Source organism: Arthrobacter sp. (assembly GCF_048266065.1).
Classification (GTDB): Bacteria; Actinomycetota; Actinomycetes; order Actinomycetales; family Micrococcaceae; genus Arthrobacter_H.
Map to the genome: position 1 here is coordinate 183,464 of NZ_JBLXAH010000005.1, position 18,873 is coordinate 202,336.

Below are 18,873 nucleotides of genomic sequence, written 5' to 3' on the forward strand. Positions count from 1 at the left end.
CAAGGAGCAAACGAGCGTGGAGTCAACCGACTTCCCCCAGGACCCGGCAGGGCGCGGGCCGTCGAGCCGGCCCGGTGCCGACGGCGGCCGGCGGCCCTCGCGGCGGACGGTGCTGGGCCTCGGTTCCCTGGCGGTCGCCGGCCTGGCCGGTTGCACCAAGGCGACGACTCCCGATCAGATGCCCACCAGCGCGGCACCGTCGGCGACCATCGTGAAGAACCTCGAGTTCCGTTTCGGGACCCCCGCCTCGCCGGCAACACTGGATCCGGCCCTGGCCGCGGACAACGAGTCCTTCCGCATCACCCGGCAGGTCTTCGAATCGCTCGTGGGCGTGGACCCCGACACCGGAGCCCCCGCCCCCGGCCTGGCCACCGCCTGGAACGTCAGCGACGACGGGCTGACCTACACCTTCACCCTGCGCGACGGCGTCACCTTCCACGACGGGACGGAATTCAACGCCGCGGCCGTCGTCTTCAACTTCAAGCGCTGGGCGAACCTGCCCGACGGCCTGGGCGGGCAGCCGGGCCAGGCCTTCGAGTCCGTGTTCCACCACCACGAGGTGCGTCCCGCCGACGACGATGCCGCCGCCCCGGACACGAAGTCGGCCACCGCATCCGAAGCCGCGGATTCCGGCACCAAGGACCAGGGAACGACGGCGGATGCCGGCGATGACCTCGGACCCTCCAAAAAGGTCAAGAAGGTCAAGACCGTCAGCGCCAGCTACTACCAGACCTGCCGGGCCGCTGACCGGCGGACCTTCGTGCTGACCCTGAAGAAGCCGATCACCGGGTTGATCGAGGCCCTGACGCTGCCGGGATTCGGCATCGCGTCCCCCTCGGCCCTGCGCAAATACAAGGCCGACGAGGCCATCGGCGACGACGCCGGGCAGATCGTCACCCGCTTCGGCCAGCACCCCGTGGGCACCGGGCCCTTCACGTATCTGCGCGGGGACGGCGAATCGTCCGAATTGGCGGCCAACACGGACCACTGGCGCCACCGCACCCAGATCGGCAAGGCCAGCTTCCATGTCCTGCGGGACCCGGCCTCACGCCTGCTGGCCCTGCGCCGGGGCACGATCGCCGCCTACGACATGGTCACCGTCGGCGAACTACGCGACCTGGTCCGCCAGGGCCAGCAGGTCCTGCAACGGGATCCCTTCTCCATCCTGTACCTGGGCGTGAACCGGGCGAACCCGCTGCTGAAGGAGGCCTCGATCCGCCGGGCCATGGCGCACGCCATCGACCGGCAGAAACTCATCGACAGCTACTTCATCGCCGGAACCAAGGAAGCCAAGAGCTTCGTCCCGCCGAGCCTGGGCGTGCCCGACGGCCCGACCTATTACGGGTACGACCCGGCCAAGGCCACCGAGCTGTTGAAGGACTCCACCTACGCCGGCGAATCGATCCCCTTCTCCTACCCGCTGAACGTCAATCGCGCCTACCTGCCCTTGCCCGAGCAGATCTACGCGATGCTCAGCGCCCAGCTCACCGCCGTCGGCTTCAACATCGAACCGCACCCCATCGACTGGGAGGACGGGTACCTGGACAGCGTCACGAACGGACGCATCCCCGGATTCCACCTGCTGGGCTGGAACGGCGGCTACCGGGACCCCGACAACTTCATCGGCACCCTCTTCGGCACCACGTCTGCGGAGTTCAACTACCGGTCCCCCGGGCTGCGTGCCAAGATCGTCGCCGCCCGGTCCATGCCCAACGGGGACCCGCGGGCCACCGCCTACCAGGAGATCGGTGAACAACTCACCCAGGACATACCGGCCCTCCCGCTGGCTTATCCGATTTCTGCGGTCGCCGCGAATGAAACGGTGTTGCGTTATCCCACCAGCCCCACCCTGGACGAGCCCTTCGACCGCGTGACTCTCGCCACGTGAGCCCCGTGGGAGGCCCCGCTGATTTCATCGGGGTGAACCCACCGCGCTAACCTTGGCATAAGCCACCAGAGTCGTCGGATGGAGAATCCTGTGCCGAGCCAAACCCCCTCAACGAACGTCGATGTCGCACTGATCGGCGGTGGGGTCATGAGTGCAACGCTGGGCACGCTCATCAAGGAACTGGAACCCGGCTGGTCCCTCGCCCTGTTCGAGAACCTCGACCAGGCCGGCACCGAGTCCTCCGATCCCTGGAACAACGCAGGAACCGGCCACTCGGCGCTCTGCGAGCTGAACTACTCGCCGCTGGGCAAGGACGGCAAGGTCGATCCGGCCAAGGCAGTGGGCATCAACGAACAGTGGCAGGTCTCCCGCCAGTTCTACTCGCACCTGGTCAACCAGAAGCGCATCACCAACCCCAGCTCGTTCATCAACCCGCTGCCGCACATGAGCTTCGTCATCGGCGACGACCACGCCAACTACCTCAAGACCCGCTTCGAGTCGCTGCGCGCCCAGCCGCTGTTCGAGACCATGGAGCACACCGAGGATCTGGACACCATCGCCGAGTGGGCCCCGCTGGTCGCCGAGGGCCGCAACCCCGGCCAGCGCGTGGCGGCTTCCCGCGTAGTCGGCGGAACCGACGTCGACTTCGGCTCCCTGACCCGCCAGCTGACCAGCAACCTGGGCGAGGACGGCGTCGAGTTGAACTTCGGCCACAAGGTCACCGGGCTGGATCGCAACGGCACCGGCTGGACGCTCACGGTGAAGAACAACGCCACCGGCGACAAGCGCACCGTCAACGCGAAGTTCGTCTTCGTCGGCGCCGGCGGCGGCGCCCTGCACCTGCTGCAGGCGGCAGGCATCCCCGAGGCCAAGGGCTTCGGCGGCTTTCCCGTCTCCGGCCAGTTCCTGCGCAGCACCAACGAGGACGTCATCGCCCGCCACCATGCCAAGGTCTACGGCCAGGCCTCGGTCGGCGCCCCGCCCATGTCGGTCCCGCACCTGGACACCCGCTTCGTCAACGGCAAGCGCTCCCTGATGTTCGGCCCGTACGGCGGCTTCTCCCCGAAGTTCCTGAAGTCCGGTTCCTACCTGGACCTGGTGGCCTCGGTCCGCCCCGGCAACCTCATCCCGATGCTCGCCGTCGCGAAGGACAACCTGGGCCTGGTCAAGTACCTGGTCACCGAGGTGTTGAAGTCCCGCGAAGCCAAGAACGCCGCGATGCGCGACTACTATCCGAACGCCAACGGTGCCGACTTCGAGCTCATCACGGCCGGACAGCGTGTCCAGGTCATCAAGAAGGACAAGAAGCGCGGCGGCGTCCTGCAGTTCGGCACCGAGGTCATCACCAGCGCCGACGGTTCCATTTCCGGCCTGCTCGGAGCCTCCCCGGGCGCCTCGACCGCCGCACCGATCATGATCGAGGTGCTGCGCCGCTGCTTCCCGCAGAACTTCGCCGGGTGGGAGTCCAAGCTGACAGAGATCGTCCCGAGCTTCGGAACCAAGCTCAACGAGAACCCCGACCTGCTGGCCGAGGTCACGCAGGCGACGAACCAGGCGCTCGGCCTGAAGTAACCCATCCGCCCCCGCTGGGGCCCGGAACGCCAACGAGAGGGTGGTTCCCCGACTGATCCGGTCGGGAAACCGCCCTCTCCTTGTCTGCGTGCTCAGGCGTCCCGCCGGGTCAGGGCCACGTATCCGGCAGCCAGGCAGCCGGCTGCCCAGGCAGCGAGCACCAGCACGGCGACTCCCTGCCCGTAGGGGCCGGAGTCCGAACTGGCCAGCACGAGTGCCGCGTTCGTCGGCAGGTAGTCGATGACGTCCTGGAGCCACGCCAGGCTGAACAGTGGCAGGACCTGCGGGAGCGCGAAGAGCAGAATGAAGGCCGTCGTGATGGTGCCGGCGGAGCTGCGCAGCAGGGTACCAATGCCCAGCATCATCACCATCAAAATGGCCAGATAGTAGGCGGATCCCGCTGCAGCGGCAACGACTTCGCCGGCCGCGAATGTCCCGAACTCCGCTGCGCTGGGGCCGGCCACCGCAGTGCCTAAAGCGACGAGGACGACACCCGAGATGCCGCCAAGACCCGCCAGGACGATCGCCTTGGCCCCCAGCAGGCGACCGCGCACCGGAACCGCCTGCAACGACGTCGTGATGGTCCCCGAGGCATACTCCGCGGTGATGCACAGCGCGGCCACCACGACCAGGAGAAGTTGGGAGACCTGCAGGGAGGAGAACGCGATCTCCGGGGCCGGCATGAAGGTGTCGTACCCGTTGTCGCCGCTCGCCTTGGCCGACGCCCCGATGAGCCACGAAAAGCCGACGGTGGCGACCACGGCCAGCGCCAGGCTGATCCAGGTGGAGCGCACACTGGCGAGCTTGGTCCATTCGAAGGCCACTGCGTGGCCCCATCCGACGGCGGGGGAACGACGTGCTGCGCGGTTGGTGGCGGTGGCACTCATGAGGGGTTTCCTTTCGAAGGGGTCGCCGAGCTGTATTCGACGCTGGAACCTGTCAGTTCCTCGTAGGCCTGCTCGAGCGATGCGCGCTTGACGGACAACTCGTTCAGTTGCAGCCCGTGGGCGAAGGCAATGGCCCCGACCTGTTCCAGCGTTCCGTCCGTGACCGCAAGGGATGGCGTTGCATCCGGCCCGTAGCCGGCTCGATCGCCGTCCCCGGTCGGATGTACCGTCAGGCCGGCCGCCGCCAGGGCCGAGCGCAGTGCGCCGGCCTGCGGGCTGCGAACGGTGATGGAGTTCAGCGCACTGCCCGAGATGACGTTGTCGATGGAATCGTCGGCGATCAGCTGCCCCCGTCCGATGACGATGAGGTGGTCCGCCGTCGACTGCATTTCGCTCATCAGGTGGCTGGAAACGAAGACCGTCCGCCCCTCGGCGGCCTGGGAACGCATGAGCTTCCGGATCCAGGCCACGCCATCGGGGTCCAGTCCGTTGACCGGTTCGTCGAAGAGCAGGACCTCCGGCTCGCCCAGGAGGGCCGCGGCGATCCCCAGCCGCTGGCGCATACCCAGCGAGAATGTCCCGATGCGCCGACCGCCCATCTCGGCCAACCCCACTTCCGCGAGGACCTCGTCCACCCGGCGGGAGGCGATGCCGTTGCTGCGGGCCATGCCGAGCAGGTGGCTCCTGGCCCGCTGGCCCGGCATGCCGGTGCGCGGATCGAGCAGGGCCCCCACGGTCCGTAGGGGCATAGCCAGGTCCGCGTAGGGCTGTCCGCCGATGTGGGCCGTGCCGGCGGTGGGTTGGTCGAGCCCGAGCACCATCCGCATGGTGCTCGTTTTCCCGGCTCCGTTGGGCCCCAGGAACCCGGTGACCAGACCGGGTCGGATCATGACCGAGAGGCCGTCGACCGCACGTTTGTCGCCGAATTGCTTGGTGAGTCCGTCCAGGACGATCATGGTCGATGCTCCTTCTGCCGTTGTTGTCTTCAACGCTACGGAGGCCGGGCGCCGCGCACATCCGCCGATCGTCGGTGATCCCGCGGGACCACCCCTGACTTTCGTCAGGTGTCCGCCAGCCGTCTGCTCGGTAGCATGGACATTCATGAAGCGCCGGTGGAATGACCTCAGCTGGGCCGTCGTCCTCGTCGTGGCGACGGTGGCCACCGGTGTAGCCGAGGGGATGGCCGGCTTCGTCCTGGGGGTGCTGGCCGTGATCGGCGCCCACCTGGCCGGCCGCAGGATGGCTTCGCTGCCGTTGGCGCTCATCGCCTTCGGCGTCGGTGCCGGACTCGATCTGCTGCTGTCGTTCTTCATGGCCCCGGGCAACGCACTGTCACTGTGGCTCACGACCGTCCTCCTGGTCTTCTTCGTGTGCGTGTTGCCGTGGTGGTGGGGCCGATACCGCAGGCTTCGTGCCGAACGGGCTGCCCACGAGCGGCAGCTCATCGCCGACCATGCCCGGCTGCGGGAGCGTGCCCGCATCGCCGAGGACATGCATGACCAGCTCGGCCATGACCTGGCCCTGATCGCACTGGGCAGCGGGGCGCTGCAGGTCGCGGAGGGGGCGACGGAGCAGCAACGGCAGACGGCCGCAGCCGTGCGCGAACAGACAGCGGCGGCGATCGAACGGCTGCATGACATCGTGTCGGTCCTGCGCGAGGAAGGAACCGCCGCGGCGCGGCAACCGGCCGACGAGTCCGTCGAGGAACTCATCGAGCGGGCCCGGCGTGCCGGGGCGACCATCCGACTGGACCGGACGCCACCGCCACCGGGGATCACCGAGCCGAGCCCCCTGGCCCGGCAGGCGGCCTACCGGGTCGTGCAGGAGGCCTTGACCAATGCCGCCAAGTACGCCGCCGGTAGTGCCGTGGACGTGCGCTACGACGAGTCGTCCGATCCGGTCACGGTATCGGTGCGCAACGCCCCCGCGTCGCCCAGCGCCGGTGCCGGGCAGCGTCGGGACGGCCAGGCGGGCCAGGGCCTCACCGGTCTGGACGAACGGCTGTCCGTTCTCGGCGGGACCTTCGAGGCAGGACCGGAGTCCGGTGGCTTTGCCGTTATAGCCCGCCTGCCCCGTGCGGCCACCGTCGGCGATGCAGTTGCGTCTCCGGGGGCCCAACCGCACGCGGGTCTCCGGCCCTCGCCTGGCTCCGTGAACCGCGATGCCGAGATACCGGTGGCGGACCTGCAGGAAGCCCGGCGTTCGGCGCGTTCCCTCCAATGGCGCAGCGCCGCCCTCCCGATCGCCTTGGCCGTGTTGTTGGCGCTGGTCATGCTGGTCCTCCAGTTGGTGACGGTCCGGATGACCGCACTCCCACCCGCCGACTATGCCGCAATCGAACCGGGCCAGACTCGCGGGCAGCTCGAAGCGATGCTGCCGCCCAGCAGCATCCACCAGGCTTCGCCCATGCTCGGCGAGCCGGCCGCTCCCACGGGAACCCGCTGTGAGTACTTCGCGGCGCGGGCCAACGTTTTCGATCTCGGCTCGGACATGTTCCGTCTCTGTTTCCGGGGCGACGTGCTCGTCTCCAAGGACCGGCTCACCTCGACGAAGGGATCATGAACATGCCAGGTGGCACCCAGGGCACCGACACCGATCCCCTACGGATCTCCGTGGTGCTGGCGGACGACGAGCCCCTCGTGCGTGCCGGAGTCCGGGCCATCCTGGGAGCAGATCCGGAGATCGACGTGGTGGCGGAGGCAGCCAACGGCCGGGAAGCCGTCGACGCGGTCACCCGGTTCCGCCCCGCCGTCGTGCTGCTGGACATCCGCATGCCACTGCTCGACGGTTTGGGTGCGGCCCGGGAAGTGGTGCGCCGGGCTCCGGAGACCAAGATCATCATGCTGACCACCTTCGGCGAGGACGGGTACATCGACGAGGCGCTCGGGATCGGCGCCGGAGGCTTCCTGCTCAAGGCCTCCGACCCGCACGAGCTCATCTCCGGGGTGCGTGCCGTGGCCTCCGGGGCGGCCTTCCTGTCCCCGGCGGTGGCCCGTCGGGTCGTGAACCGCTTGCGCGCGGGCCAGACCACCATCCCCACCGAGGCGGCGACCGCCGTGGGGCGGCTGACAGGCCGTGAGCGGGATGTGCTGGAACTACTCGGGGCGGGATGTTCCAATGCTGAGATCGGCGCCCGACTGTACCTGACCGAGGGGACGGTCAAGGGCCATGTCAGTTCCGTGCTCGCCAAGCTGGGGGCCCGGAACCGCGTGGAGGCGGCGATCACCGCCTACCAGGCGGGCATCGTGACGTAGGTCAGCTTCCCGCCCGGCGAACGTGAGGGACCACACGCCGTAGCCCGGGAATGATTACCACCCCCCGCAACGCTCTTATATGCAAATGCATATAAACTCTGGCATACTGGGAGCCAGGAGAACGAAGGAGCATCACATGGAAATCGGCGTCTTTTCGGTCAGTGACATCACCACCGACCCCACCACCGGGCATACCCCCAGCGAGAACGAGCGCATCAAGGCGGAAATCGCGATCGCGAAGAAGGTCGAAGAGATCGGCATGGACGTCTTCGCCATCGGCGAGCACCACAACCGGCCCTTCTTCTCCTCCTCCCCCACGACCACGCTGGCCTACATCGCCGCCCAGACCGAGCGCATCACCCTCTCGACGGCGACCACGTTGATCACCACGAACGACCCGGTGAAGATCGCCGAGGACTTCGCGATGCTCCAGCACGTCTCCGACGGACGCGCCGACCTGGTGCTCGGACGCGGCAACACCGCTCCGGTCTACCCCTGGTTCGGCAAGAACCAGCAGGACTCGGTGGAACTGACCATCGAGAACTACAACCTGCTGCGCCGCCTCTGGGACGAGGACACCGTGAACTGGCAGGGCAAGCACCGCACGCCGCTGCAGAACTTCACCTCCACCCCGCGCCCGCTCGACGACGTGGCACCGTTCGTCTGGCACGGCTCCATCCGCACCCCACAGGTGGCCGAGATCGCCGCCTACTACGGTGACGGGTTCTTCGCCAACAACATCTTCTGGCCCAAGGAGCACTACCAGCAGCTGATCAACCTCTACCGCCAGCGCTTCGAGCACTACGGGCACGGCCGCGCCGACCAGGCGTACGTCGGACTCGGCGGCCAGTTCTACCTGGCCAAGAACTCCCAGGACGCGGTCAAAGAGTTCCGCCCCTACTTCGACAACGCGCCCGTCTACGGCCATGGTCCGTCGATGGAGGACTTCACCTCACAGACCCCGCTGACCGTGGGCAGCCCGCAGGAGATGATCGAGAAGACGCTCACGTTCCAGGAGTTCTTCGGCGATTACCACCGCCAGCTGTTCCTGGTCGACCACGCGGGCCTGCCGCTGAAGACCGTGCTGAACCAGCTGGACATGTTCGGCGAGCTGGTCCTGCCCGAACTGCGGGCCGAATACGCCAAGCGCAAGCCGGCCGATCACCCCGAACCGCCAACCCACGCCAATCTGGTCGCCGCCCGCCGGGCGGGCATCAAACCGGCCACCGCCCGCAACGAGGTTCCGGTTCCCGTGCAGGCCGACGAGGTGTCCCATGCCTAAGCCCGCCTCGCTGCGTGAGACGACGCAGGCCTGGGAGGCGCTGTTCAACGCCCAGGTGACGATCATGCGCCGTCTGCAACGCCATCCGGCGTTCAAGAAGCTGACCATGCGCGAATACGACGTGCTGGTCACGCTGGGCAAATGCCCGATCGGGGGCATCCGCCTGGGCGCCCTGAACGAGAACGTGCTGCTGAGCCAGCCGAGCCTGAGCCGCATGGTGGACCGGTTGGAGGCCAAGGGCTTCGTCAGCCGGTGCGGTGACCCGGCGGACCAGCGCGCGGTGCTGCTGACGCTGACCGATGAGGGACGGTCGATCCAGCGCCAGATCGGCCGCGAGCACGTGCGCCACATCCACGAACTGCTCGGCTCCGGGCTCGACGCCGAGGAGTTCGCCGAACTCACCCGGCTCACCCGCAAGCTCGGTGCCGCGGTGCAGGCCCGGGACTGACGCCAGCGTTCCCCCGACCGCCCCGTGCCATCCACCCGCGGTGCGGGGCGGTCCGCTGGCGTCCCTAGAATAGGGGGATGAGCGCCCACCTCGTGGCCAAGGACCTCTCCGGAGGCCATGCCCACCGCACCTTGTTTTCGCATCTGAGTTTCACCGTCGCCCCGGGCGACGTGGTCGGCGTCGTTGGCGTCAACGGGGCCGGGAAGTCCACGCTGCTCAGGCTGCTCGCCGGGATCGATACCCCGCAGGCCGGAACCGTCTCCGCCTCGCCGCAGGGCGCCTTCATCGGGTGGCTGCCGCAGGAGCACGAGCGCATCCCGGGCGAGACGATCACTGGCTACCTGGCCCGGCGCACCGGCTGCGCCGCGGCAACGGCCGCCATGGAGTCCACCGCGGAGGCACTGGGCTCCGGGGCACCGGGCGCCGATGATGCCTACGCCGACGCATTCGAGCACTGGATGGCCTCCGGCGCCGCCGACCTGGAGGACCGGGCCCCAGGGGTGCTGGCCGAACTGGGGCTTCAGCTGGACGCCGACACCGAGATGACTGCGCTCTCCGGCGGGCAGGCGGCCCGGGTGGCGTTGGCCGCGCTGCTGCTGAGCCGATTCGACCTGGTGCTGCTCGACGAACCCACGAACGACCTGGACCTGGCCGGATTGGAGCGCTTGGAGAGCTTCGTGCGGGGGCTGCGCACCGGCGTCGTGCTGGTGTCCCATGACCGGGAGTTCCTGGCGCGCTGCGTGACGCGGATCGTAGAGCTGGACCTGCCGCAGAAGAAGGTGGCGGTGTACGACGGCGGGTACGACGCCTATTTGGCCGAGCGCGAGGTGGCGCGGCGGCATGCCCGGGAAGCCTATGACGAGTTCGCCGAGCAGAAGGCCGACCTGGTCTCGCGCGCCAGAACGCAGCGCGAATGGTCCTCCCAGGGCGTGCGCAATGCGATGAAGAAGGCCCCCGACAACGACAAGATCCGGCGCAAGGCCAGCACCGAATCCTCGGAGAAGCAGGCGCAGAAGGTCCGGCAGATGGAGTCGCGGATCGCCCGGCTGGATGAGGTCGAGGAGCCGCGCAAGGAGTGGGTGCTGCAGTTCTCCATCGGCTCGGCGCCGCGGTCCTCCTCGGTGGTGGCGACGCTGAACGAGGCGGTGCTGCGGCAGGGGTCCTTCACGCTGGGGCCGGTGTCGGTGCAGGTCAATGCCGGGGACAGGATCGGGATCACCGGGCCCAACGGGGCGGGCAAGTCCACGCTGCTGCGGCTGTTGCTGGGCCGGACGGCCCCGGATGAAGGCTCGGCGTCGCTCGGTGCCAGCGTGGCGATCGGCGAGATCGACCAGGCCCGCGGCCAGCTGGCTGCCGACGCGCCGCTGGGTGACGCGTTCGAGGCGGTGGTCCCGGAGATGGCCTCCGGCGAGGTGCGCACCTTGTTGGCGAAGTTCGGGCTGAAGGCGGACCAGACGGCGAGCCGGGTCGGGGAACTCTCCCCCGGTGAACGCACACGGGCGTCGTTGGCGTTGCTGCAGGCCCGCGGGGTGAACCTGCTGGTCCTCGACGAACCGACCAACCACCTGGACCTCACCGCGATCGAACAGCTCGAGGAGGCGCTGGAGTCCTACACGGGCGCCCTGCTGCTGGTCACGCACGACCGGCGGCTGTTGGGAAACGTGCGGCTGGACCAGCGCTGGAGCGTGGACGCCGGACGGATCGCCGTCGACGTGGTGCGGTAGCCGGGTCCCGGCCACGCCCTGCGGCTGGGCAGAAGGCCCCGCAGGCACGGTTCAGTCGTCGGCGTCGGGTTCCTCGGGCTTGCCGTGACGCAGCGATCCGGCACCCCACCTGGTGGACACCTTGCTGGTTACCGATTTGGCACGGCCTAGGGCCTCGCTCCCGATCTGCCGGGCCGCGTCCATGCCATCCGCCCCCGTTTCGAGCGCCCGGTCCCTGACCTCCGCCAGGGCGTTCGTCCATCCGCGCGCCGGTAGGGCCCCTTGGTCCCGCTCGATGCCTAGCCCCTCGTGGAATTCAACGACATCCGCCACCACGTGGTTGCTGGAATCAACCACGGCTCGTGACGACCTCGGATGCAGCAGCACCTTCTCATTGGCCGTGCCGATGGCTTTCTCCATCCGTGCCAACAAGCTTTCGGTGCCGCGTGACATGAGGGCAAGCCGATTCCGACGTGCAGCTTGCAACCCGACGCGGTGCTCCTCCACTTCGTCCGGGGCCACTGCCAGCACCCGGTCCAGTTCCAGAATCGTCAGCGCGTCCTGCAGCTGGAAGCAGCGGGCCAGAACCGCCAGCCATTCCCGCACAGGCGATTCAACCAACCGCGTCGCCTTCGCCAGATCCCCCATCGACGTCTTGCGCTGCACCTTCTCCGCCAGGGACTCAAGTTGCCGCAAGGCGTAGGCCTGGGTTCGCAGGATAGTCGTGGACGTTGCCTGCACCTTGGACCAGGTGACTTCCGAAACGCCGCCCACTTGGCCACGCACCACCAGGGCCTCCTCGATGGCGGCTCCCACCCCGATCATGTCGGCCAGGACGGCGTCCTGCTGGGCCCGAAGGATGTCGTCGACCTTCTCGTCGATGGCTGCGAGATAGTTGGTGATCTCGTCCATCGACTGTTGCATGGCCAGTTGTGCCATGATCCCCGCGGCGCCGGCCAGCAACGCCGGATTGGCGACCATGGACCCCGGCCGCCGGGCAAATTCCACGATCCCCTTGATCTTGCCCTGATCGGTCACGATGGCGCGGCTGACCGTGGAGTTGGAGCCCTTCATCAGCCCGTAGGCCTTCATCTGCTCGGCGGACTTCCTGGTCAGCTTCACCCAGCGGCCGGACTGCGAAGCCACGTCCACGCCAGCCTGCGCGATGCCCGTCCCGGTGCGGAGTGCGGGTTTGAGGCGGTGCAGCCCCAGGTCCCTCGAGGCCAGTCCTTCGGCGGTCAGGAACCGGTCGACGGCCGCAGGGTCCCCGATGACCGCCAGCCCATCACCGTCGCTGATCAGCTCGATATCGCGGTCATCTCCGTCATCTCGGTCATCTGCATCCAACGTCGACTCCTGGGAAGGGTGGGCATCGCCCGGTGGGGCGTCGAACGCCAGTGTCCCACTTCGCCGGCTGCCTGCGCTTCCGGGGCGGCGAAACGCCGAAGCCAGCCACCCGCGAGAGGTGGCGTGCTCCGGCGTCGTACCGGTTGGAACCGGTCAGTGCGCTACTTGATGGTGGTGGTGCTCCACGGTGCTCGGCTTGATGGCCAGCGCGGTGACCACCAGGGCGACGATGCCCGGGATCCAGCTGCTCCAGGCCACGCCCATGGTGTCGTAGTAGCTGCCCATCCAGGGGGCTGCGACCACCAGCAGGGCGATCAGGGCCTGCACCCATTCGGCGGCGGGCATGCCCGGCATCGACAGGTTGACCAGGCCGACGACGACCAGCAGGATGCCTCCCACGATCATCAGCGACATCGATGCTCCCGCGGGCTCGGTCCAGCTCGTGGAGAGCGCGACATACAGACCGGCGACCACTGCCACCCAGTCCTGCCAGCGAGTCCATTTCTTCATGGCACTTCTCCTCTTGTCTTCTGGGGTTTCCACGGTGTCTCCGCGGATCACCCTGACTTCAGGGTGCACCTGCGCCAGCGGTGCCACTAGGGCCGAAAGTCCCACCGCCGCGGCCGCCAGTCTGCCGGGGCACTGGATTGGCGGGTCCGACTGCCGGGCCCTTAAACTGCGGGGCCTCTGTATGGCCGTCCACACCGGGTCGAAGGTCCCTTGCCGGTCCGGTGGAACGGGTCCATGCTGGGGGCATGAACACGAGTGGACCTCCGGCCCAGGAGGCCCCGACGCCCGGGCCCGGTGATGCGGACGCCGCACGGGAGGCGCCGATCAGCGTGTACATCGTCGACGACCACGAACTGGTCCGGCGCGGGCTGCGCGAACTGCTCGAGGGCGAGGGATTCGACGTCATCGGGGACTCCGGCACCGCCCGGGAGGCACGCCGCCGGATCCCGGCGCTGCGCCCGGACGTCGCAGTGCTCGATGCCCGCCTGCCCGACGGGACCGGGATCGAGGTGTGCCGCGACGTGCGCCAGGTGGACCCGTCGCTGAACTGCCTCATCCTCACCAGCTACGACGACGAGGCCGCCGTGCGCGGTGCGGTCCTGGCCGGCGCGCTGGGCTACGTCCTCAAGCAGATCAAGGGCTCCGAACTGCTCGAGGCGCTGCGTCGGGCGGCCCGCGGCGAATCCCTGTTCACCCCGGGCCTGAAGGCCGGCATCCTGCACGGCCTGGCAAACCCGCAACGCACCGATCCGCGGCTCTCGGCGCTGACGGTGCAGGAACGCCGCGTGCTCGCACTGCTCGGCGAGGGCCTGAGCAACCGGCAGATCGGCACGCGGCTGCACCTCGCCGAGAAGACCGTGAAGAACTACGTCTCCTCGGTGCTGGCCAAGCTCGGCTTCGAACGCCGCACCCAAGCAGCGGTCTACATCTCCCGCCCCGGGACCGAGAACGACGGCGGCACCTGAGTTCCGCTGTTCCCCACCGGGCCGGTTTGTCACCAGTGCCGTTTTGTTACCGGTGCAGGTTCGTCACCATGGCGGGGCCGTCACCGGACGGGGACGGTCCACTGCACGCGCGTGCCGCGCCGGTTGCTGCCCACATGGCAGGTGCCGCCCAGTTCGGCGGCGCGCCGGTCCATGTTCGCCAGGCCGCTGCGCAGGGTCGGCCCGGAGAATCCGTGCCCGTTGTCCTTGACCCGCAGGCGCAATTCGTCCTCGTCCACGGTGACGGAGATGCTGATCCGGGTGGCGTGGGCGTGGCGGACCGCGTTGCTCAGCGCCTCGGTGATCACGGCCAGCAGGTTTGCGGTCGTGCGTTCGTCCTCGATGGCGTCCAGCGGTCCGCCCAGGCGCAGTCGCGGGGTGAACGGCAGGGGCTCGCAGGCGGCCCGGACCGCGCGGACGATGGCGGTGCCCAGTTGTTCACGTTCGCCCACGCTGTGGCGCAGTGCGTAGATCGTGTCGCGCAGTTCGCCGATGGTGGCGTCGAGTTCGCCGGTGATCTCCTCGGCCCGGGCGCGGCTGGCCGCGTCCTCGAGGTGGCCTGCTAGGGCCCGCACGCCCAGTCCGGCGGCGAAGAGCCGCTGGATGACGATGTCGTGCAGGTCGCGGGCGATGCGGTCGCGTTCGGCGAAGACGGCCAGCTGTTCGTGCAGCTGCCGGATGTGGGCGCGGCCGATCGCCTGTTCCACCTGGGCTGCGAGCAGTCCGGCAAGTTGGAGGTCAACGTCGGCGAAGCCCGCAGCGTCCGGGGGGCGCGCCAGGACCAGGAAGCGATCCCGTCCGGTATCCTGGCCGAGCCCGGCGACCAGGAGCTGGGCCCGGGCCAGCCAGTCCACCAGCCCGGGACGCGATGTCAGGGCCGTCTCCCCGGCCGCTTCCAGGGCCTCGGCGATGTGGTGGCCGGCGCGGACGCCCACCGGTGCAGGTTCACCAGTCCCGGCGGGGTCGGCGCCGAGGGTGGGCGGCGTGGCGAACACCTGGCCGCGCAGCAGGGAGGCGGCTTTTCCGGAGGCCCCGGCGATGCGGTGGTGCTGCTCCCCCACGGGTAACAGGACCAGGGCGAGGGACGCACCGGCTGCCTCGAGTGCCTGGTTGGCGATGCTGTCGTAGTCCTCGCCGTCGGGTTCGGTGTCCCCGAGCAGCCGGCCGACCTCCGCGCAGGCGCGCAGCCAGCGGCCGAGGTCAGTCTCCCCGGCCACGGCAGCCGTCGCGGTTCATGCCCGGATGGGGCTCAGAGGTGGCCGGGGTGGCGGCGCTTGGTCATCCCGATGAAACCGAAGAGCGCCATCACCAGGCCGACGATCACGCCCAGCCAGAGTGGGCTGTGGGTGTCTCCCAGCGTGGGGTGCTGGCCGAGCAGGGCGAACAGCGCGTAGATCACCGCGATGACGATGCCGAGGGTGAACCAGCCGACACCGGTGTGGTCCTTGTGCTCCCGTGGTGCGTGCCGTTCGGAGGTAAGTGTCCTGCGTGCCATGTCTGCTCCCATCGATCGTGCGGGACGGGTGGCGATAGGGGGCCTGTCCCGTCGTGCGTGGTCGCGGCGGACCCCCGTCCCTCCCCCGGGGAACCGCCGCTTCTTTCAACCTACGCCGGGCGGGCGGCGGCGGCAACTGACTGCCAGCACCGCTGCCAGCAGCCGCTCATGTTGTCATCCTCCTGGTTTCAGTGCCGCGATGCGGCGGACCTTCCGGCGCCCGCGTCCGGCAATGATGGCAGCAACAAGAGACGCCGTGCCCCCTGCGATCGTTGGCCTCGACCCCGCGGAGAACCCTTATGCGTGCGACGGCTGCCGTACGACGCTCCGCGTGCGCATCAGCTGATTACCTGGGGTGCCCCCAGGGCTTTGAGGCCATCAACTCCGAATTCGAGGCCGTATCCGGACTGTTTCGTACCACCAAAGGGAACCCGAGGGTCTATGGCCCCATGCTTGTTGATCCACACGCTGCCAGCTTGGATCCGGGCGGCTACCTGCCGTGCCCGTGCCGGGTCAGAAGACCAGACGGATGCGCCGAGTCCGACGTCGAGCCCGTTGGCCATGGCGATCGCATCATCCAGAGTCGAATAGCGGATGATCGGAAGTGCGGGACCGAATTGTTCCTCCACAACCAGGGAATTGTCGTTGGCGATATCGGCCACGAGCGTCGTCGGGTAGAAGTAGCCTGGCTGGTCATCAACTGGATTGCCTCCGATCAGTACCCGGGCACCAGCAGCTCTCGCCTCATCAACAAGCCGGGCGACTATGTCGAATTGCGCCTTATTCTGCAGTGGACCAAGCACGTTGTTCTCATCTAACCCATTCCCCATGGGCATTAACCGTGCAACTTCGACAAGCGCATCGCAGACTTCGTCATAGATGCTTTCGGGAACGTAGAGCCGCTTGAGCGCGGCACAGGTCTGGCCGGTGTTGATGAAGGCGCCCCAAAAAAGGTCCTCGGCGATGGCCCGGGGGTCCGCGTCCTCAAGGACGATGCCGGCATCATTCCCGCCCAGTTCCAGAGTCAGTCGTTTCACGGTATCCGCCGAGGAACGGATGATGGCTTTTCCGGTGGCCGTTGAACCGGTGAACATGACCTTGTCGATGCCGGGGTGCGCGGCGAGCCGTTCGCCCACCTCCCGTCCACCTGAGACCACCGTGAGGACACCGTCGGGGAGTTCGGTGTTGATGACGGCGGCAAGGGCGAGGACGCTGAGGGGTGTGTATTCCGACGGCTTCATGACCACGGTGTTACCCATGCGAAGTGAGGGGGCGAGTTGCCAGACGGAGATCATCATGGGCCAGTTCCAAGGCCCAATCGCACCAATGACACCGAGAGGTCGGTAGTGCAACTCCGCGTGCGAGGTGGCGTCGTCGACGAGAACCTCGGGCTGCAGGTCCAAGGCGGCAGTTGCGCGCAGCCACGATGCACATGCACCGACTTCGAAGCGCGCGTTGGGTCCGTTCAGCGGCTTTCCCTGCTCTCTCGAGAGCAGTTCGGCCAGGGCTTCGGCCGATGCTTCGATCGCATCCGCAGCGCGGTTCAAGAATTCGCTGCGTTCCCCGTGGCTTCTTGCTGCCCATGCCGCTTGTGCGGCCCTCGCGGCGGCCACCGCCGCGTCGAGCTCCTCGGTTCCATGCTCGGGAGCCCTCGCCACGAGTTCTCCAGTCGCGGGGTCATGGATGTTGCGACCGCCGTTGGGCGGTTGTACGGCCTCAAGCAGGCTGGACAGCGTGTTCTGGGCGACTTCGGTACTCATTGGTTCTCCTTCGGTCCTTGATCATTCTTGACTGCGGTTTTCCGTTCGAATCCGGATGCGCCGGATATCCAGTCGGGAGGCTTCCACTTCATCCGGTGGTATCCGGGATTCCCGCGTCACCGGTCTCGAACGTCGTCGCCGTCGCAGCCAGTGCCACGGCAACTTGGTGCGCGCCTATTCGTCAGGTTGCTCTTCCAGAGCCAGCGGCTCGACCGCGAAATCGAGGACGACTGCCCCGGAGCTGGCGTAGTTGGGGACATCAGCGACGACCCGGAGCCCCCATTCCGAAGCCATCGCCGCCTGCATGGACTGTGCATCAACAAAATCGGCTTCGAATACGGCGAAGTACGGACTCTGGCCTGTCTCTGACGTGACTTGCAAGCTGTAGCGGGCAGCCATTACTCCTGGGATCCGGCTGGCGAGTGGCAGGTGTTTCGCGCGGTAGTAGGTTTCGAAGTGTTCCGGATCCGCGGGGTGCGGGTACAGGACCAATAGTTTGTGCATGGGGGCATCTCCTCAAGTCGGTGTGGTTCGGAAGTATCGCGAGGGGCACGGGTGGGACGTCGTGGCGGGTTGCGCCGCTACTTCTTGGTGAAGTTGGCAACGCAGTTGGCTGTGGCGTCCTCGTATTGGGCATCGGCGTGGTTCTCCAGCCCGGTCTTGTATTCCTGCAGGAGTGCTTCCGGGTTCTCCAGATTGAAACCATTCGCGACCTTGAGCCATGCCGCTTCTGCGTCGTTGCCGATGCGCTCTTGCCAGTCTTGTGTTGCCTTCGGGTCCCACTGTTCGACCGTCTTGACGGTGCTGGCGGCGGCCAACTGCTCGCATTGCCCGGCCGCAACTTCATTGAACGCTTGGACGCCCGCGCCGGCGTTCAGTTCTTCCGTCACTTCATCGACAACGGCCTTCGCTTTGTCGTCCAACCCGTCGTAGGCCTCTTTGGAGAACCACATGCCGAAGGTGGAGTATTGGCCGATTCCCGGGTCGGACCAGTAGGGCAGCAATTCCATCAACTTGTAGTTGACGGCGAAGTCCATGGCACCACCGACGGTTGTCACAACGCCGCGCTCGGCTGCTTCGTACGTTTCGCTGGCGGTGATGGCGGCAATGTTGGCGCCGGCCTTAGTCAGCATTTCCTGGATCACCGGACCGGAAGCGCGTGTTTGCAGGCCGGCAATATCCTCGACGTTGTCGATGGGCTGCTTTGAACCGAAGAGGAACCTTCCCACGGGCCAGGCGGAAACGTAGTGGAGCCCGTGGCCTTCGAGGGCGGTCACCGCAGGCTCGTACTCGGTGTGGATGTCGTAGAGCGCCTGCGTGATTGCCTGTGAATTCTGTCCCACGAAGGGGATTCCTGAAACACTGAGAGTTGCGAAGTATTGGGGGGTGTAGTCCGGGACTGTCACGCCCAGGTCGGCTCGTCCATCGCGCACGCATTCCACGACTTCGGCGGCCTTGCACAGGGATTCGGGAGCGGTCCTGTCGAACTTGATCGTCCCTTCCGACTTCTCCTCGACCCTGTCGAGATACCAGTCTTGGACCGCGGCGTTGGGAGTTCCGATTGCCGCAGCCGTGGCCACCGTCAGCGTTGTCGTTTCCCCGCCCGCCGAGGCGTCGTTGACGACGCCGCCGCAGGCCGAGAGCGCCAACGTGAGTGCTGCGATGGTCGTGACCGCGGCGGCGGAGCGACCCGGTTGCGTCTTTTTCGTGCTGGTGAACATGGTGTTCATCCTTTCGGGGTGAA

17 protein-coding genes are annotated in these 18,873 nt (G+C 67.5%); 8 read left to right on the forward strand and 9 right to left on the reverse strand.

Going from position 1 to position 18,873, the window contains the following annotated elements; translation table 11 throughout:
• Window positions 1–16: 16 nt before the first annotated feature.
• Entirely contained in the window at window positions 17–1,888 is a 1,872-nt protein-coding gene (locus ACN0TP_RS10080) for an ABC transporter substrate-binding protein (protein ID WP_417218708.1), read from the forward strand.
• A gap of 78 nt (window positions 1,889–1,966) precedes the next feature.
• On the forward strand, window positions 1,967–3,460 hold the full coding sequence (locus ACN0TP_RS10085; protein WP_417218709.1) for a malate:quinone oxidoreductase: 1,494 nt from the start codon (window positions 1,967–1,969) through the stop codon (window positions 3,458–3,460).
• Between the two features lie 92 nt (window positions 3,461–3,552).
• On the opposite strand, the gene ACN0TP_RS10090 is transcribed toward ACN0TP_RS10085, so the two are convergent.
• A complete protein-coding gene (locus tag ACN0TP_RS10090) occupies window positions 3,553–4,347 on the reverse strand; it encodes an ABC transporter permease (RefSeq protein WP_417218710.1) in 795 nt (264 codons plus the stop codon).
• On the reverse strand, window positions 4,344–5,303 hold the full coding sequence (locus ACN0TP_RS10095) for an ABC transporter ATP-binding protein (protein WP_417218711.1): 960 nt from the start codon (window positions 5,301–5,303) through the stop codon (window positions 4,344–4,346). Before ACN0TP_RS10095 ends, ACN0TP_RS10090 begins: the two co-directional genes overlap by 4 nt.
• Window positions 5,304–5,448: 145 nt before the next feature.
• Here ACN0TP_RS10095 and ACN0TP_RS10100 point away from each other — a divergent pair, with 145 nt between their 5' ends.
• The 5 genes from ACN0TP_RS10100 to abc-f all read left to right on the forward strand — a co-directional run bounded on the left by ACN0TP_RS10100 (window position 5,449) and on the right by abc-f (window position 11,055).
• Window positions 5,449–6,909, forward strand: a complete 1,461-nt coding sequence (locus ACN0TP_RS10100; RefSeq protein WP_417218712.1) for a sensor histidine kinase — start codon at window positions 5,449–5,451, stop codon at window positions 6,907–6,909.
• The gene (locus ACN0TP_RS10105) at window positions 6,906–7,601 is read left to right on the forward strand and encodes a response regulator (protein ID WP_417218713.1); all 696 of its coding nucleotides are present in this window, start codon (window positions 6,906–6,908) and stop codon (window positions 7,599–7,601) included. The genes ACN0TP_RS10100 and ACN0TP_RS10105 overlap by 4 nt, the downstream gene beginning before the upstream one ends.
• A 136-nt stretch (window positions 7,602–7,737) precedes the next feature.
• The gene (locus ACN0TP_RS10110; protein ID WP_417218714.1) at window positions 7,738–8,883 is read left to right on the forward strand and encodes an LLM class flavin-dependent oxidoreductase; all 1,146 of its coding nucleotides are present in this window, start codon (window positions 7,738–7,740) and stop codon (window positions 8,881–8,883) included.
• On the forward strand, window positions 8,876–9,331 hold the full coding sequence (locus tag ACN0TP_RS10115) for a MarR family winged helix-turn-helix transcriptional regulator (protein ID WP_417218715.1): 456 nt from the start codon (window positions 8,876–8,878) through the stop codon (window positions 9,329–9,331). Before ACN0TP_RS10110 ends, ACN0TP_RS10115 begins: the two co-directional genes overlap by 8 nt.
• A 77-nt stretch (window positions 9,332–9,408) precedes the next feature.
• A complete protein-coding gene (gene abc-f / locus ACN0TP_RS10120; protein WP_417218716.1) occupies window positions 9,409–11,055 on the forward strand; it encodes a ribosomal protection-like ABC-F family protein in 1,647 nt (548 codons plus the stop codon).
• A gap of 51 nt (window positions 11,056–11,106) precedes the next feature.
• On the opposite strand, the gene ACN0TP_RS10125 is transcribed toward abc-f, so the two are convergent.
• Together ACN0TP_RS10125 and ACN0TP_RS10130 are read right to left on the reverse strand one after the other, a co-directional pair.
• Window positions 11,107–12,381, reverse strand: coding sequence for a hypothetical protein (locus tag ACN0TP_RS10125; protein WP_417218717.1), 1,275 nt, complete (start codon window positions 12,379–12,381; stop codon window positions 11,107–11,109).
• A gap of 153 nt (window positions 12,382–12,534) precedes the next feature.
• A complete protein-coding gene (locus ACN0TP_RS10130) occupies window positions 12,535–12,891 on the reverse strand; it encodes an SPW repeat domain-containing protein (protein WP_417218718.1) in 357 nt (118 codons plus the stop codon).
• 245 nt (window positions 12,892–13,136) lie between these two features.
• On the opposite strand from ACN0TP_RS10130, the gene ACN0TP_RS10135 reads away from it, so the two are divergent.
• Window positions 13,137–13,856 carry a response regulator gene (locus tag ACN0TP_RS10135; protein WP_417218719.1) on the forward strand — a complete coding sequence of 240 codons (720 nt, stop codon included), beginning with the start codon at window positions 13,137–13,139 and terminating at the stop codon, window positions 13,854–13,856.
• An 80-nt stretch (window positions 13,857–13,936) separates the two neighbouring features.
• Here the strand turns inward: ACN0TP_RS10135 and ACN0TP_RS10140 are convergent, their stop codons facing one another.
• The 5 genes from ACN0TP_RS10140 to dctP form a co-directional block, all read right to left on the reverse strand.
• Window positions 13,937–15,091, reverse strand: a complete 1,155-nt coding sequence (locus ACN0TP_RS10140; protein ID WP_417218720.1) for a sensor histidine kinase — start codon at window positions 15,089–15,091, stop codon at window positions 13,937–13,939.
• A 32-nt stretch (window positions 15,092–15,123) separates the two neighbouring features.
• The gene (locus ACN0TP_RS10145; protein ID WP_417218721.1) at window positions 15,124–15,369 is read right to left on the reverse strand and encodes a hypothetical protein; all 246 of its coding nucleotides are present in this window, start codon (window positions 15,367–15,369) and stop codon (window positions 15,124–15,126) included.
• Between the two features lie 338 nt (window positions 15,370–15,707).
• Complete coding sequence (locus tag ACN0TP_RS10150; RefSeq protein WP_417218722.1) at window positions 15,708–17,129, reverse strand: aldehyde dehydrogenase family protein; 1,422 nt, start codon at window positions 17,127–17,129, stop codon at window positions 15,708–15,710.
• Between the two features lie 174 nt (window positions 17,130–17,303).
• Window positions 17,304–17,633 carry an EthD family reductase gene (locus tag ACN0TP_RS10155; protein WP_417218723.1) on the reverse strand — a complete coding sequence of 110 codons (330 nt, stop codon included), beginning with the start codon at window positions 17,631–17,633 and terminating at the stop codon, window positions 17,304–17,306.
• A gap of 77 nt (window positions 17,634–17,710) precedes the next feature.
• Complete coding sequence (gene dctP / locus ACN0TP_RS10160) at window positions 17,711–18,850, reverse strand: TRAP transporter substrate-binding protein DctP (RefSeq protein ID WP_417218724.1); 1,140 nt, start codon at window positions 18,848–18,850, stop codon at window positions 17,711–17,713.
• Between the last annotated feature and the right edge of the window lie 23 nt (window positions 18,851–18,873).